At 69.2% G+C, this 15,097-nt stretch carries 14 protein-coding genes; 6 read left to right on the forward strand and 8 right to left on the reverse strand.

Annotated elements, in window-relative coordinates:
* Positions 1-26: 26 nt before the first annotated feature.
* On the forward strand, positions 27-290 hold the full coding sequence (locus tag B3S45_RS06425) for a nucleotidyltransferase family protein (RefSeq protein WP_286718167.1): 264 nt from the start codon (positions 27-29) through the stop codon (positions 288-290).
* A 22-nt stretch (positions 291-312) separates the two neighbouring features.
* On the forward strand, positions 313-504 hold the full coding sequence (locus B3S45_RS06430) for a HepT-like ribonuclease domain-containing protein (RefSeq protein WP_286718169.1): 192 nt from the start codon (positions 313-315) through the stop codon (positions 502-504).
* A 230-nt stretch (positions 505-734) separates the two neighbouring features.
* Here the strand turns inward: B3S45_RS06430 and B3S45_RS06435 are convergent, their stop codons facing one another.
* On the reverse strand, positions 735-1,088 hold the full coding sequence (locus B3S45_RS06435) for a hypothetical protein (protein WP_286718171.1): 354 nt from the start codon (positions 1,086-1,088) through the stop codon (positions 735-737).
* 295 nt (positions 1,089-1,383) lie between these two features.
* On the opposite strand from B3S45_RS06435, the gene B3S45_RS06440 reads away from it, so the two are divergent.
* Positions 1,384-2,982, forward strand: a complete 1,599-nt coding sequence (locus tag B3S45_RS06440) for an NAD-dependent epimerase/dehydratase family protein (protein WP_286718174.1) — start codon at positions 1,384-1,386, stop codon at positions 2,980-2,982.
* A gap of 70 nt (positions 2,983-3,052) precedes the next feature.
* Positions 3,053-4,303 carry an alpha-amylase family protein gene (locus B3S45_RS06445; RefSeq protein ID WP_286718177.1) on the forward strand — a complete coding sequence of 417 codons (1,251 nt, stop codon included), beginning with the start codon at positions 3,053-3,055 and terminating at the stop codon, positions 4,301-4,303.
* Between the two features lie 91 nt (positions 4,304-4,394).
* On the opposite strand, the gene B3S45_RS06450 is transcribed toward B3S45_RS06445, so the two are convergent.
* From B3S45_RS06450 to B3S45_RS06465, 4 genes are all read right to left on the reverse strand, one after another.
* A complete protein-coding gene (locus B3S45_RS06450; RefSeq protein ID WP_286718180.1) occupies positions 4,395-5,426 on the reverse strand; it encodes an IS110 family transposase in 1,032 nt (343 codons plus the stop codon).
* A gap of 322 nt (positions 5,427-5,748) precedes the next feature.
* Entirely contained in the window at positions 5,749-6,651 is a 903-nt protein-coding gene (locus B3S45_RS06455; protein ID WP_286718183.1) for a hypothetical protein, read from the reverse strand.
* 41 nt (positions 6,652-6,692) lie between these two features.
* Positions 6,693-7,943, reverse strand: coding sequence for a bifunctional glycosyltransferase family 2/GtrA family protein (locus tag B3S45_RS06460; RefSeq protein ID WP_286718330.1), 1,251 nt, complete (start codon positions 7,941-7,943; stop codon positions 6,693-6,695).
* Positions 7,944-7,948: 5 nt separating this feature from the next.
* Positions 7,949-8,926 (reverse strand): phosphodiester glycosidase family protein, encoded by a 978-nt coding sequence (locus B3S45_RS06465; RefSeq protein ID WP_286718185.1) that lies wholly within the window; start codon positions 8,924-8,926, stop codon positions 7,949-7,951.
* Between the two features lie 169 nt (positions 8,927-9,095).
* Here B3S45_RS06465 and B3S45_RS06470 point away from each other — a divergent pair, with 169 nt between their 5' ends.
* A complete protein-coding gene (locus tag B3S45_RS06470; protein ID WP_286718187.1) occupies positions 9,096-10,088 on the forward strand; it encodes a Gfo/Idh/MocA family protein in 993 nt (330 codons plus the stop codon).
* Positions 10,085-11,122, forward strand: a complete 1,038-nt coding sequence (locus B3S45_RS06475; RefSeq protein ID WP_194384461.1) for a lactonase family protein — start codon at positions 10,085-10,087, stop codon at positions 11,120-11,122. Before B3S45_RS06470 ends, B3S45_RS06475 begins: the two co-directional genes overlap by 4 nt.
* Before the next feature lie 21 nt (positions 11,123-11,143).
* On the opposite strand, the gene B3S45_RS06480 is transcribed toward B3S45_RS06475, so the two are convergent.
* From B3S45_RS06480 to B3S45_RS06490, 3 genes are read right to left on the reverse strand one after another with little or no spacing between them, the layout of a single operon-like run.
* On the reverse strand, positions 11,144-12,472 hold the full coding sequence (locus tag B3S45_RS06480; protein ID WP_194384462.1) for an MFS transporter: 1,329 nt from the start codon (positions 12,470-12,472) through the stop codon (positions 11,144-11,146).
* A 51-nt stretch (positions 12,473-12,523) separates the two neighbouring features.
* The gene (locus B3S45_RS06485; protein WP_194384463.1) at positions 12,524-13,156 is read right to left on the reverse strand and encodes a hypothetical protein; all 633 of its coding nucleotides are present in this window, start codon (positions 13,154-13,156) and stop codon (positions 12,524-12,526) included.
* Complete coding sequence (locus B3S45_RS06490) at positions 13,153-15,045, reverse strand: heavy metal translocating P-type ATPase (protein WP_194384464.1); 1,893 nt, start codon at positions 15,043-15,045, stop codon at positions 13,153-13,155. Before B3S45_RS06490 ends, B3S45_RS06485 begins: the two co-directional genes overlap by 4 nt.
* Positions 15,046-15,097: the final 52 nt, after the last annotated feature.

Below are 15,097 nucleotides of genomic sequence, written 5' to 3' on the forward strand. Positions count from 1 at the left end.
GCTCCTCGATCGCGACGCTCTTGTTCGTGTGTCGCGCTCGTGGTACACGGCGTTTCCGGGTGTTCGGGTCTGCTGTCGAGGATCGGTTCGACGCTGAGCGCAGCGATGTCGACCTGCTCATGGAGTTCATGCCCGATGTGCAAGACCCGTTCGACGCGTACTTCGGGTTGAAAGAAGACTTGGAGAAACTGTTCGCGCGCCGTGTCGACCTCGTAATGACCAAGGCGCTCCGTAACCCGTATTTCGAGGCGGCCGCGACAGCGAATGCGGAAGAACTCTATGCGGCCTGAAGCGGCGGCGTTCCTTTGAGACGTGCGCAACCTCCGTCGCGTCGTCGCGGATATGGCCGCGTCGATTCCCGAGGCGCACCGCATCATCGGGCTCCGCAACGTTCTCGCCCACGGCTACGCCGTTTTCGACGACAACGTCGTCTGGGCCGCTGCGACCCTCCGAGTACGTGAACTTCGTACCGTCCTCGACGCTCTTCTCGCGGGCAAGGCGTGAGAAAGTTCGCATCGTCGAAACGCCGTCAAGAATTGCGCCGTAAGCCTTCGATGCGGTGACTCCGCCGATGTCGTGCGGCACGCCACGGAGCTTGCGGTGTTGCAACTGGTCTCTCTGCCCACCACCGGAGCTGGGGAGGCTCGCGATCGGATTGAATCGCGTTAAGGGTGAGGACGATTCACGAGGTACCGGGCGTGGCTTAACCCCCGGACTCCTCGGAGCCGTGATCGTCAGCTGCCGTCTTCGTCGATGAGGTCGAGCAGCGACTTGAGCGCGTCGCGGATCTCGGTGTGGTCGTACTGACCGGCGCGGCTCTCTGCCGAGATCACGCCGGACCGGCGCACCTTGTCGAAGTCGCCGAACGGGAAGCTGTAGGCACGCTTCGTCTCGCGGTTCTCGCTCTTGTCGATGCCCAAGTGCCAGTGTGCATATTCGGTCCAGCCGTTCTCGTCGATGAAGGCGTTCTCCTGCTCGGCGGAGGGAGCGGCGTCCGACCAGTCGTCGCGTTCGTCGTGCACCACTTTGCCGTCGCGCACGAGGGAACGGGCGAGCCGGAGGGCGGGGCTGTTCAATTCGATCGACATGACGGCCACGGTACGAGGGCGGTGACGCCTGACCAAGGGCCTTGACTTGTTCTTCGGCGGGGAGAGGATGGGGAGCACGATCGCGCCTGCCACCGCCGGCAGGTCCACGGGCTTCGGCGACTTCCCGGCTGCCCGTCGGGGCCGAAGCCTTCTTTGATCGCGGCTGCGGCGGTTAGGGAAGATCCGCCGCACACCGTGACGACCGTGCGTATCTGCACCCGTCGTGATTCGCAACCCGGTCGACACGGGAGCATCCGACCGCCATCGTCGTCTGAACTTCGGTGAGAGGGCTGAAATGCGACTGTGCGTCACGGGTGCGAGTGGAAATGTCGGTACGGCGCTGCTGGGCGCGCTCGCTTCGGACCCGAAAGTCGAAGAGGTGGTCGGCATCGCTCGCCGACGGCCCGATACGACGGCAGCGCCCTACAACACGGCGCGGTGGCAGGTGGTGGACCTCGCGATGCCAGTCCCGTCCGCTGAAGACGAGACGAAGGTCGTGGAGAAGCTCGCGGCCGTCTTCCAAGGCATGGATGCTGTTGTTCATCTGGCGTGGATGATCCAGCCCAATCGCAACCGGCGGCTCTTGCAACGCGCCAACGTGGTGGGCACGCGCCGCGTCGTCGATGCATGCCTGCGCGCCGGGGTCCGTCATCTCGTCTGTGCTTCGTCGGTGGGGGCGTATTCCGGCGTCCACGACGATGATCCTCGCGACGAGACATGGTCGACTCGCGGAGTGCCGTCCGCTCACTATTCGGCGGATAAGGCCGCGCAGGAGCGTGTGCTGGACGACGCCGAGAGCCAGGGGTTGGCGATCGCCCGCGTGCGACCGGCGCTCGTCTTCGACGCGTCTGCGGGCGCCGAGGTCACGCGCCTGTTCCTGGGCCCCATGGTCCCCGCACGACTGTTGCGGACGGGCGCGCTGCCGGTCGTTCCGCTCCCGGCAGGTCTGCGTTTCCAGGTCGTGCATGCGGACGACCTCGCCGACGCTTACCGCCGAATCCTCGGCTCGGTCGCGACCGGCCCCTTCAACGTTGCGACGGACGGAGTGCTGCGTGGGGGAGACCTCGTTGAGGTGCTGGGTGCTCGGCGTCGCATGGCACTGCCGGCACGCGCACTTCGGCCGGCGATGGAGCTCGCCTGGCGTGCGCACGCCGTCGCCGCAGACCCCGGATGGATGGACATGGCGATGTCGGCGCCGATCATGGACACCGAGCGGATCCGCGCAGAACTGGACTGGCGCCCACGTCGCGACGCCCGCAGCACGCTGCTGGAGATGATCGCCGCGATCGCCGACGGCGACGGTGCAGCCAGCGCGCCGATGCGTCCAAGGCTTCGATGGCCCCGAGACCAGCAGGCGCCGGGTGAGATTCCTCCGATCGCCGTGACGGGAGAAGGGCACCGCCTGCCGGCATCCATCGAACGCGACATCTTCGCCCTCTACCTCTCTGATCACCTGACCGGCGCGACGGGCGGGGCCGACCGGGCGTCGCGTATGGCGCACGGGTACGCCGATACCCCCATCGGCGAGGAACTGGCCCGGTTCGCCGCGGAAGCGCGGCGCGAGCGCACGTTCCTGAAGGAGCTAGTGAGTTCACTGGAGCTACCGAGGCGACGGCATCGCCAGGCCGTCGCCTGGATCGGGGAAAAGATCGGACGGCTGAAGAGCAACGGACGATCGACCGATTCTCCGATGACTCCCGTGCTCGAGATCGAGCTGATGCGCGGTGCGGTCGCTTCCAAGCTCGGATGCTGGGAGACGCTCGCCGACCTGTCGCCGGAATTGGGCTTTCCTTCCGCTGTGTTCACCGACCTGGCTGCTCGGGCGCGTGCACAGCTGACCACGTTGCAGGGGCTGCATGAACGAGTGGCGGCAGGCGCCTTCCGGGTGGGGTAGCTCTCCCGGCGCGCGTCGATGAGAGGATGAAGGGCATGCCGTACCGCAGGCTCGACGAAGAAACGACCGCATGAGTGCGTCCGCACGGGCCTGGGTCGATCACGTCACGTGGTGGCACGTCTACCCGCTCGGTTTCACCGGGGCGCCGATCCGCGAAGGCGCCGACGAAGGCCGCATCGTGCACCGCCTGCCGCACATCGAGGCGTGGCTCGATCACGTCATCGACCTCGGGTTGAACGGCATCCTGCTCGGGCCGGTGTTCGCCTCGACCAGTCACGGCTACGACATCGTCGACCACTTCCGTGTGGATCCCCGCTTGGGCGACGAGGACGACGTGCGTCGCCTGATCGCCGCGGCGCACGACCGCGGCGTCCGGGTGCTGTTCGACGGGGTCTTCAACCACGTCGGCCGGGAGCATCCCCAGGTGGAGACCCTGCGCGGCGACGGTGTCTTCGAGGGCCATGACAGCCTCGTCGAGCTCGATCACGACTCCGAGGTGGTCCGCGATCTCGCGGTCGACGCGATGACCTTCTGGCTCGACCGCGGCATCGACGGCTGGCGGCTGGATGCGGCGTACGCCGTTCCGCCGTCGTTCTGGGCGTCGGTGCTGCCACGCGTGCGCAAGCGGCACCCGCACGCGTGGTTCCTCGGTGAAGTCATCCACGGCGACTACTCCGCGATCGTGCGCGAGTCGGGCATCGACAGCGTCACGCAGTACGAGCTGTGGCAGGGGATCTGGCACGGCATCGCCGACGGGAACTTCTTCGAGCTCGCGCATGCGCTCGGCCGCCACGTCGCCCTGCTCGATACCTTCGTTCCGGCGACCTTCGTCGGCAATCACGACGTCACCCGCATCGCCACAGCCGTGGGGCGGCGCCATCTGCCCCACGCGCTCGCCGTGCTGTTCACCGTCGCCGGAACCCCCGCGGTCTACGCCGGCGACGAGTACGGCTTCGAAGCGGTCAAGGCCGAGCGGATCGGCGGTGACGATGCCGTGAGGCCGGCGTTCCCGCCCATGCCGGACGAGGTCGAGGAGACGGATGCCGCACGCGATGCGCTGCGACTCACCCGTGACCTCGTCGCCTTCCGTCGCCGCAGGCCGTGGTTGCACTCGGCCCACACCGACGTCGTCGAGACGACCAATCTCACGCTCGTCATCCGCACCGCCGTCGACGACGACGCTGCCATCGTGGCGCTGAACATCGGCGACGACGAGGCGGTCGTCGCCGCCGCCGGCGCTGGGCAGCTGGAGCTGGGTGACGGGGCGCTCGCCGACGCACGCGTCGTCTTGCCGCCGCACGGGTGGGCGATCCTGACGTAGGGTGCTCTGCTGCGACGTTTCGTTTCGTCGCTGCGCTCCTCGCTCAACGACCTCCGGACAAAGGGCCCGCTGGTCGAAGCTTCTATGTGTGTCAACCGGCTTCGAGGAGTCGGTAGAGGTGGCGGGCGATGATGCGTTTGAGGCAGCGGCGGATGTCGCGGTCGGTTCGTCCTTCGGTGCGGCGTCGTGCGATGTAGGCGAGTGTTTCGGGGTGGGTGCGCCAGCGGGTGATCACGATGCGGTGGAGGGCGGCGTTGAGGCGTCGGTCGCCGCTGCGGTCGAGGCGGTGTCGGATGCGGTCGCCGCTGGAGGCGGGTTTCGGGGCGACGCCGGCGAGGCGGGCGAAGGCTGCTTCGGAGCGGACCCGGCCGGGGTGTGACCAGGATGCGTAGACCTGCGCCGCGGTGACGGGGCCGATGCCGGGCTCGGCCAGCAGGTGCGGGACGAGCCCGGTGGTCAGGTGGTGCAGGGTGGTTTTGTTCTCGGCCAGCTCGCGCGTCAAGGCGCGGGCGCGGGTGGCGAGGCGAACGGCTTCGGCGCGGGCGGTGCGAGCATCGATGGGATCGGTGGGGCGGGTGCGCCAGCCCGCGATGGTGGTGATCTGCCGGGTGGTGAGGGCCTTTCGGGCGTCGAGGCCGAGATCGAACCGGCGCGTCAGCGCGGTGAGGGCGTTCAGGGTGCGGGTGCGTTCCCGGGTCATCTCGGCCCGGGCGGTCAGCAGCACCTGGATCGCGTCGCGTTCAGCGCCGGTTTTGCGGTCGGTGAGCCGGTCGGTGTCCATCGGCAGGACCGTGGTCGCGGCGGTGCGGGCATCGAGGCGGTCGTCTTTCCCCGCGGGACGGTAACGGACCCGGGGTGCTTCAACGACATCAACACCGGTCCCGGTGAACACGTCGGCCAACTGCTTGCCGTAGGAACCGGCCCCGTCGATCGAGGCAAGCAGGGTCTGCCCACCGGTGAGGTCGGTCAACCACCGGGTGGCGCGGGCCAGACCCGCCGGTGAGGTCGGGAACGAGCGTTCGTCGACGAGTCGGCCGGTGTGATCGACCAGCGCGTACTGATGCTTCTTCGAATGAGTGTCGACACCGGTGACGAACCGGTACCTGTCTGCGACGATAGTCACTGCGATCTCCTGATCTTTGAGCGGACGGGCGGTCGTAGCCGACGCCCGGGCTCTGAAGGAGTCGTCGCGGGACAGAACTGTCATGAGCCATCACGGCCACGCTTCTATCAAGTCACCACGACGGGCAGAACCCGGCGTCGGCGCCCGCTCCCGAGTGGACAACTCGAGTAAAAGACACACGCGAACGCGGCCAGTTGAGCGATGAGTCACACCCAGAAACGAACACCAAGCCGACCCTGCCAGTCAGACACCGTCGACCACCACACACACTGACAGTTGAGCGAGCGGAGCGAGACGAAACGCTCGGAGGGAGCGCCTCCCGTCACTCGACGTCGTACCCGCGCACGGCGTCCTCCAGCTCATCCCGGCTCCGGATGGCCTGCGGGCGGGAGAAACTGCTGGTGAGGAAGTGCTGCGCATAGGGGAAGCACGCCGCCTCGAACGGTTCGGCGGCGCGAAAGGATGCGCCGAACGTATCCGATGTCACCGTGACGGCATCCAGAGGAAGCCGCAGAGCCTGCCGCATCTCGTCGGGGTCGAACACGAGTCCGAAGGGTTCCGAGCTCTCGCGCCGCAAGCGCCCGCCGTAGTCGACGCTGAGGTTCCCCTCGATCCACAGGCGCTGCTCGAGCGGAGTCGTCTTCGCGGCAGGCAACGCCGCGGTCACCTCGAGATGGTTGGGCCGTTCGGCACTGCGCACATCGATGACGACGTCGCCGGTGTGCACGGTCGTGACGACGGCACGCTCGGTGGTCGACCGCGCGAAGCCCTCGCCGGGGCCGTAGTTGATCGTGTTCGACTCGTAGTCGCAGATCACCCACGTGAGCATGCCCGATCGGGTGTCCTCTGCGATGACGTACAGCTCGACGCGCGTTCCCCAGAAGACCGAGGTGTGCACCGTGAACGCCCCGACGATCGCGCACAGACGCGGCGTCTCGTCGGCGAACATCGCGGTGGGAACGAGTCGGTAGTGCGGGGGCAGGAGTCGGGCCGCGGCATCCGAATCGGTGATCTCGTACGACAGGAAGAAGCAGTACGGCTCGACCACGAAGCCCATGTGCCCCTCGGTACGGGCGTGCGAGACGACCCACTCCTGCACGCGGCGAGGCATCCGTGCGAGCATCTCGGCGCGCCCGTAGAGGGCGGCCACCGCTTTCGGTGACACGCTCCTCTCGGTGCCGACGATGAATCGGCGCAGTTCCAGCGGATCGATCCCGGTCCCCATGATCGCCAGCGTAGACGCGACGCGCTCGACCGGCGTGCCCGTCAGCGGCGGCCCGCCGGCTCTTCCGCATCCCGAAACGCCGTGGCCCTGGCGGTGTCGTCGTCGATGACGCGATGGTGCCGCGCCTCGGTGCCGAGCGGAGGGGATGTTCCGGCATGAAGGGCTCGCTCAAACGGGGTGCCGGTACGGATGGCCTGTGACGATTCCGGGACCAGAGAGCGCATTCGGGCGCGCGCTGCATGCAGCCGCTTCCGACCAGCCCCTTGTCCTCCGCGGAAGACGAGCGAGCGCTGCACGCCGTAGCTCGTGAGGAACAGCACCACCTCGGTGAGCATCTTGGCTGCCAGGAGGGTGACGCCGATGTCGGTCAGCGCTCCCATCCACGCGATGTTCGACGCGAGCAGCACGAGCGCCAGGGCGGCGTACCGCAGGGCTTCGCGCGTGCGGCCCCGGCTGCGGCGATGAAAGACCACCCGACGGTTCACGGCGAAGTTCACCGATGCGCTGACTAAGCGGGCGGTCACGATCGAGAACACCAGCGAACCCGTCGCGGCCGACAGCACGAGCAGGAGCACCGTGTCGAGCGCGAAGGCGAGGAGAGACGACCCCGCGAAGAGGATCAGAGGAAGCATGACGCGCAGCGAGTCCGCCAACGGACGGAAATGGCTCGAGGCGTTGCGCTCGAGATAGACCGTCTCGATGGCGACCTCCCGTGCGGTCACCCCCGCGCCCCGACTGCGCAGCAGCATGTTCTGCTCGTACTCGAAGCGGTCGCCGGGAATCGACATCGCCCAGGGCAGCAGCGTCGCAGGGATGCCGCGCAGACCCGTCTGGGTGTCGCTGAGCGCCCACCCCGCGACGGCTCGGAAGACCCCGCGTGACACCGCGTTTCCCACACGACTGCGCATCGGCACGTCACCGTCGAAGTCCCGACACCCGAGGATGAGCGACGGGGACTCGGCCGCCCTCTCCCGTCGCAGCGCCTCAGCGACACGGAGGATGTCGTCGACGCGATGCTGGCCGTCCGCGTCGGCGGTCACGACATCGTCATCCGGTGCCCACCGCGCGATCTCGGCAAGGCCCGCCTTCAGTGCCGCTCCCTTCCCGCGATTCCGCGGAAAGCGGATGACGTGCGCGCCGGCGTCTTCGACCACCGAGAAGAGATCGTCGTATCCGGGGCCACTGCCGTCGTCGACGACCAGGACATCCAGGTGGGGATCGGCGGCAAGCAGTTCGTCGACCAGCCAAGGCAGGCGCGGTCCGGGCTCGAGCGCGGGGATGAGCACGATCATGCCGGTCACCCCGCGATGTAGAGGATGTCGCTGGTGGCGCGCTCGCCGCCGTTGGACGGGCTGTTGACCACCTCACCGTCGAAGAACATCGTCGACGAGCCGCCCCCGTCGAGGTTGTAGGCCGTCGTCGCCCCCAGGTCGACGAAGATGTCGGCGAGCTCGGTGAGGGTGACCCCCTCGCTGTAGCCGCTCTGGCGCCCGTCGACGACGACGAAGACCAGGTGATTGTCGTCGATGACGCCGACCGCGGTGCGCGGCTGGTCGCCCTGGATGGAGTGGTTGCCGAAGTTGGTGTCGACCTCGACGTCTTCGATCCCGTCGACGACCGTGCCGTCCTCGACGATCGCGGGCCCGAAGCTGAGCGTGTTCCACGCGCCGGCGGCGACGAGCTCGTCGGCGCTCGTCGCCGTCTCGTCGTAGACCTCGACGCTGCCGTCGGTGTAGAGGACCAGGCCCGTGCGGGCGGGCTCGTCGCGGTAGACGACTCCGTTGCGGATGACGATGCCGGTGTCGCGGAACCCGTAGTAGTCGCCGTTGATGGCGAAGACGGCATCGTTCTGCTCGGCGATGGAGCTGGTGAGGTCGGTGATGTTCTCGCCGAACTGATTGTTGGCGAAGGCGCTCCGCAGCGCGGTCGCGTCGCCCAAGGTGACCTCGGCGACGTAGTAGGTCACCGTCGAGTCCCCGGACCCCTCGACGACGGTCGAGATCTCGACCGACGTCTCCCCGCTCGTGTACGACGTGTCGGTCAGGACCGTCTCGGTGCTCGCGTCGTCGCCGGTGTCGTCGGCACCGTCGTCCACGGTGACCGGTGAGTTCTCCGCCTCGTACGCGGCGACATCGTCGATCTCGACGTGCTGCACGAGGTAGCGGTCCGCGGCCCACGCTGCGGCGCCCGAGAGGGTGAGCGTGGTCGTCAGCGCCGACGCGATGATCACGTTCCGGCGACGGGTGCGGCGTTTGCGGCGGGGCGTGGGTTCCATGCATCCAGGGATACGCACCCCGCCTATCCGGCACCCCGCGACCGGCTGATACCGCGCTATGGAGGCTTATGCGGCGGCTATGGCCCGCACGGGGCCGCGCATACGATGGGGAGAGCCGCGTCTTGCGACGCCATCCGCGTGCCCGATCGCATCCCGAGGAGAGATTCGCATGAAGCTCGCCGTGCTGGGGTCGGGGATGATCGTCCGCGACTTCCTGCCCCACGCCGCCGCCGTCGACGGCCTCGACCTCGTCGCGATCTGCGGGCGTCCGGCGTCAGCCGATCGCCTCGCCGCGATGCGGGACGAGTTCGGCATCGACCGCGTGCACCTCGACCTCGATGCCTGCCTCGCAGATCCCGACATCGACACGGTGTGGATCGCGGTGCCGAACTCGCTGCACGCCGAGTATGCGCGCAAGGCCCTGGAGGCCGGCAAGCATGTGGTGTGCGAGAAGCCCTTCGTGCTCGATGAGCGCGATCTGCAGGAACTGCGCGACCTCGCCGAGGAGCGCGATCTCATCCTCGTCGAGGCGATCAGCACGGTGTACCTCTCGAACTACCGCTGGATCCAGGAGCACCTCGACAGCGTCGGGGAGATCCGCGTCGTGCAGTGCGACTACTCCCAGTTCTCGTCGCGCTTCGACCGGTTCCGGGCCGGCGAGGTGCTGCCGGCGTTCGACCCGGCGCAGGGTGGCGGCGCGCTGCTCGACATCGGCATCTACACGATCCACTTCGTCGTGGGGCTTCTCGGGCTTCCCGAGAGCGTGCAGTACACCGCCAACCTCGAGCGCGGCGTGGACACTTCCGGCGTGCTCGTGCTGGAGTACGGCGACCGCACCGCGGTGTGCGTGTGCGCGAAGGACTCCGACGGCCCGATCCGCTCGAAGATCCAGGGCACCGACGGCTGGATCGCCGTCGACGGGGCGCCGAACGCGATGCCGGTCGTGCGATCCCAGCGCCGAGGCGAACAGGTGCAGACCCGTGACCTGTCGGTGCATCCGCATCGCATGGTCGAGGAGTTCCGCGCGTTCGTCGACATGATCGCCCGGCACGACACGGCCGAGCGCGACCGACGTCTCGACCACAGCCAGGCCGTGCTCGCCGTCGCCACCGCGGCGCGTCGGTCGGCCGGACTCCTCCCGAGCGAACAGGACCCCTCATGACCCATTCCCTCGTGCTCGTCGCCAACGCCGGCGACGGATCCCTGTCGCTGTTCCGCTTCGACGGGGCAGCGCTCGAGCGCCTGTCGGTGACCGAGGGGCTGACGGGATGCTCCACGTTCGCCGTCGATTCGACGCGCGACCTCGTCTACGCCGCCGTCAAGGGCGACCCCGCGGGCATCGTCACGCTCTCGCTCGACCGCGCAGCCGGAGTGCTGACGGAGGTCTCGCGGCGCGATCTGCCGCGGGGCGGCATGAACTACCTGGCCCTCACTCACGACGGCGAGGTGCTGCTCGGCGCCTCCTACGGCGGCGGGTACGGCATCCTCAGCACCGTCGCGGACGGCGTGGTGAGCGCTCCGGTCTCCGAGATCGCGTATGCGAACCTGCACGCGGTGCTGCCGGATGCATCCGGTCGGTTCGCGTACTTCGTCTCGCTCGGCGACGATCTCGTCGCGCAGTACGCGATCACCGATGAGCCTTCGCTCGAGCCGCTGAGTCCGTCCACCGTCGCCTTCCCGCCCGGCATCGGGCCCCGCCACCTGGCGCTGAACGCCGCGGAGGACAGCGTCTACGTGCTCACGGAGTTCAGTGCCGAGATCGTGCGTCTGCACCGTGACCGGCAGAACGGGGTGCTTGTTCCGGACGGATCCACCGCGGCGCACGATGTCGCCGTCGGCCTGCCGCCCGGCGTGTTCGGAGGCAATCCCACCGTCAACCCGGCGCTGTGGGGAGCCGACCTGCACTGGGGTGCCGGACAGAAGCATCTCTGGGCATCGGAGCGGTCGACGAGCAGTCTCGCAGCGGTGCCCGTGGCCGCAGACGGCTCCCTCCGTCCCGCCGAGACCTTCACGCCCACCGAGCCGCAGCCGCGCGGATTCGCGCTGAGCGCCGACGGCCGATACCTGGTCGCCGCGGGTGAGCGAAGCACGACGGTCTCTCTCTACGCCGTCCACGGGCAGCACCTCGAACTCCTCCAGCGCGCCGAGACCGGTGGCGGCGCGAACTGGGTTCGCTTCATCGAACCGCGCCTTTAGCGCCCGCACCGGCCGGATGCGTCACCAGGGGAGATTCCCCGGTCCGCCGACGTGCCGGATCGTGCGGCTGCGCTCGCGGATGATTCCCCAGGAACCGATGATCCACAGCGGCACCTGGGTGAGGAAGGCGATGCGGAACGCGTCCAGCGAGTAGGTCTCGGGTGTGCCGGCGCCCTGCAGGTCCATCGAGACGCCGATCATGAGGATCGCGATCAGCGCGGCGAGGAAGCCGCCGCCGTTGACGATGCCGGTCGCCGTGCTCAGGCGATGCGTCGGATTGAACGCGCGGGCATGGTCGAAGGCGATCATCGAGGCGGGTCCGCCCGAGGCGAGCGCGATGACGAGGATCACCAGCAGCCAGACCGGCGCGGCGCCGGGCCACACGATCACCGCGAGCCACGCGACGGCCTGGAACACCACCGTCGGCAGCACGAGCCAGCGCGACCGGCGCGTCGGGTGCCGTGAGGAGAGCGCCCCGAGGATCGGTCCGAACACGATGCCGGCGAGCACGAGCAGGGTCATGAGTCCCGACGCGGCGGCGGGCCTGAGCCCCTCGCCCGCGGTGAGGAACGGATAGCCCCACAGCAGCACGAACGCCGTGCCCGCGAACGGGGTGGTGAAGTGCGACCAGAAGCCCAACCGCGTCGCCGGGTGGGACCACGACTCGCGGAATCCCTCGCGCAGATCGGCCGCCGAACGCACGATACGCACCGCGCCGGTGTCGGTGTCGACGGCGGTGTCGAGCGGATCGTCGCGACGCTCGGGTGGACGATTGCGGATGACCGCGAAGGTGAGAACCGCGAACAGCACCGTGAGTCCGGCGAGGCTGCCGAACGCGACGCTCCACGACGTGGCGTGCAGGAGGGCTGCCAGCGGCACGACGGCGACGATCTGACCCAGCTGGCCGATGATGCCCGTCAGCTGCACCAGGAGCGGTGAGCGCTGCGCCGGGAACCACGTGGCGATCACGCGCAGCACGCTCGGGAAGACCGCGGCATCGCCGGCGCCGATGAGCACGCGCGCGAGGATGCCGATCCCGACGGCGTCGGCGAAGGCCATGACGAGCTGACCGGTGGCCATGAGCACCATGCCGGCCGCGATCACCGGGCGCGCGCCGAGGCGGTCGAGGATCAGCCCCACCGGCACCTGGAGCGAACCGTAGACGGCGAGCTGGATGACGGCGAACATCGACAGCGCCGAGGCGTCGGCATCGAACCGGATCGCCGCGTCGACGCCGACGGACGACAGCGACGTGCGGTTCGTGATCGCGACGACGTAGGCGGCGACCCCGACGATCCAGACCGTCCACGTACGCCAGCCGGGCGTGTGCAGGGCAGAGGGTGATGTCACGTGCGACCCGTCGACGGTGGAGATGATCTCGCGAGAGCGAGCGGATAAATCCTACTTTCCGGCGCTCGCCGTTGCGCCGAAGCAGTCCGCCGCGAGGGCGTCGGTGACGGCGGTGGCCGCATCGGCCCAGCGCGCGTAGTGGTCGGGATCGGTGTTGACCTGCACGGTGTGGATCGCCCGCGAGGGCGGCATCCGCTCCCAGCCCTCGACGGTCGCGAGCCGCGAGAAGAACAGGGATGCGGCGCGCGCGGGATCCATCCGCTCCTCGACCGTGCCCCACCAGTCCTGCTGCTGGAACAGCCCGATCGACGACGTGCGAGACCCGTCGGGGTTGCGGATGCCCGAGGTCTCCCAGTCGCCGTAGTCGAGGTTGCGGAGCCCCGATTCGCCCATCGCCGCCATCACGCCCAGGCGCTGCCCGACTTCGTCGAATCCGGCGTCGGCGCCGACCTCCATGATGGTCAGCGCATGGGCCAGCTGGTCTCCCGAGTACCCGGCGACGCTCGCCTCGCCGACCACGCCGGGCGCGGTGCACACCTCGGTCGGAGAATCGGCCACGTCGGCGGCGACGACGAGCCCCCACACGCCGAAGAATCCGGCGAGCGCCACGGTCGCGCCCACCTGCACGCCGACCACGCGGCGGCGTGTCAGGCGCCGTCGCCGTCGGCGTCGTGTCGGGCTCACTCCTCCAGTCCACCGCGCGCGCCTGGGAATCCCGTCCGGGTGCTTCGCGAGGGGAGGCCGCCGGTCAAGGCGCGGAGGGCGTAGAGGATCGTCGCGAGGTCGACCAGTTCCTGGATGAGCGCACCGGCCACGGCGGGGATCGCACCCGTCATCGCGATCAGCATCAGGCCGATGCTCAGCGCGATGCCGATGCCGATCGCGGTGACGGCCACCCGGACCGTGCGACGCGCGATCGCGATGCCGTCGACGACGCCGGAGAGCGAATCGACGAGCAGGACCGCGTCCGCTGCTTCGCCGGCGGCGGTGGCCCCGCGCGCCCCCATCGCGATGCCCACGTCGGCGGCGGCCAGCACCGGCGCGTCGTTGACGCCGTCACCGACCATCATCATCGGGCGAGGACGCATCTCGGCCGCGAGATGCACCTTCTCCCGCGGTCGCAGCTCGGCGTGCACCTCGGTGATCCCCACGTCGCGGGCGATGGAGTCGGCGGTCGCCGGCACATCCCCCGTCAGCATGGCCACCCGGCCGACGCCGTTGTGCGTCAGCCAGTTCACGACCTGGCGGGACTCCGGTCGCACCGTGTCGACGAACGTCAGGTGACCGGCGAAGCGTCCGTCGATCGCCACGTAGGCCGCGGCCTCGCCCGGTGCGAGGATCGCGCGCTGCAGCTCGGGCGCCGCCGCAGACACGAAGGCCGGCTTGCCGATGACGATGCGGTGTCCGTCGACGATGGCGGTGACGCCGTCGGTCGCCGCCTCGCGAGCGGAGGTCGCGGCGCCCACGATCACACCGCGCTCCCGGGCGGCGGTGACGATGCCCGGCGCCAAGGCGTGGGTGGAGTACTGCTCGGCCGCCGCGGCGGCTCCGAGCACCTGCGACTCGGTGAATCCGGCCGTGGGATGGACCCCGGACACGGCGGGTCGCCCCGCCGTCAACGTGCCCGTCTTGTCGAACGCCGCGGACGCGACGCGGGCGAGCTGCTCGAGCACCGCCCCGCCCTTCACGATCACACCGGCATTCGCGGCGCGGGAGAGTCCGCCGAGGAACGCCACCGGCGCGGCGATGAGCAGGGGGCAGGGCGTGGCCAGCACGAGCACCTCGGCGAATCGGGAGGGATCGCCCGAAACTCCCCAGGCAGTGCCCGCCAGAACGAGCGATACTGCGGTGAACGGGATCGCGAAGCGATCCGCGAGGCGTTCGACCGGCGCGCGGGAAGGCTCGGCCTCGCGCACCAGGGCGACGATCTGCTGGTACTGGCTGTCCCCGCTCGTGCGCGTGGCCCGGATGCGAACCGCGGCGGCGCCGTTCAGAGCTCCCGACGGAACGGCATCGCCCGTTCGCCGCTCGACGGGGATGCTCTCGCCCGTGAGCGAGGACTCGTCGAACACGCCGGTGTCGCCGAGGACGACGCCGTCGACCGGAACGATCTCCGCCGGTCGTACGAGCAGAACATCGCCCGGTGCGATGTCGTCGACATCGACGTCCGCGATGATCTCCGTGCCCTCGGGCGCGGCCCGCACGCGATGACCGGTGCGGGGGGAGCGGTCCAGGAGCGCGGTGAGCTCGCGGGTTGCACGGCGTCCGGCGAGCCGCTCCAGGGCGTCGCCACCCGCCAGCATCAGCACGATGATCAGCGACGCGACGTACTCGCCGACCGCGAGGGTGGCGACCATCGCGACCACGGCGAGGATGTCGAGTCCGACGTGCCCGCGCATCACCTGCCGCACCATGCCGACGAGAGTCCACACGACCACCGCCCCGACCCATGTCGTCGCGACGATGCGGGCCGCATCCCCACGGCCGGTCGTCGCGAGGACCAGCACGACCGTCAGCACTCCGGCGGTGACCGAGAGCGTGGCGTGCGAGCGGAGCGCGCGAAGGATGCGCATGAGATCACCGTGGCACGCGAAGCCACCCGAGAAAAGAAATGCGGCGGGGGTG

The organism is Microbacterium sp. UBA1612 (assembly GCF_002321605.1).
Lineage (GTDB): Bacteria > Actinomycetota > Actinomycetes > Actinomycetales > Microbacteriaceae > Microbacterium > Microbacterium luteum.

Coding starts and splice junctions, on each gene's coding strand:
- B3S45_RS06460 (WP_286718330.1), bottom strand. CDS start 7,943: ATGATCGTGCTCATCCCCGCGCTCGAGCCCGGACCGCGCCTGCCTTGG.
- B3S45_RS06465 (WP_286718185.1), bottom strand. CDS start 8,926: ATGGAACCCACGCCCCGCCGCAAACGCCGCACCCGTCGCCGGAACGTG.
- B3S45_RS06470 (WP_286718187.1), top strand. CDS start 9,096: ATGAAGCTCGCCGTGCTGGGGTCGGGGATGATCGTCCGCGACTTCCTG.
- B3S45_RS06440 (WP_286718174.1), top strand. CDS start 1,384: ATGCGACTGTGCGTCACGGGTGCGAGTGGAAATGTCGGTACGGCGCTG.
- B3S45_RS06475 (WP_194384461.1), top strand. CDS start 10,085: ATGACCCATTCCCTCGTGCTCGTCGCCAACGCCGGCGACGGATCCCTG.
- B3S45_RS06490 (WP_194384464.1), bottom strand. CDS start 15,045: ATGCGCATCCTTCGCGCGCTCCGCTCGCACGCCACGCTCTCGGTCACC.
- B3S45_RS06445 (WP_286718177.1), top strand. CDS start 3,053: ATGAGTGCGTCCGCACGGGCCTGGGTCGATCACGTCACGTGGTGGCAC.
- B3S45_RS06455 (WP_286718183.1), bottom strand. CDS start 6,651: ATGGGGACCGGGATCGATCCGCTGGAACTGCGCCGATTCATCGTCGGC.
- B3S45_RS06435 (WP_286718171.1), bottom strand. CDS start 1,088: ATGTCGATCGAATTGAACAGCCCCGCCCTCCGGCTCGCCCGTTCCCTC.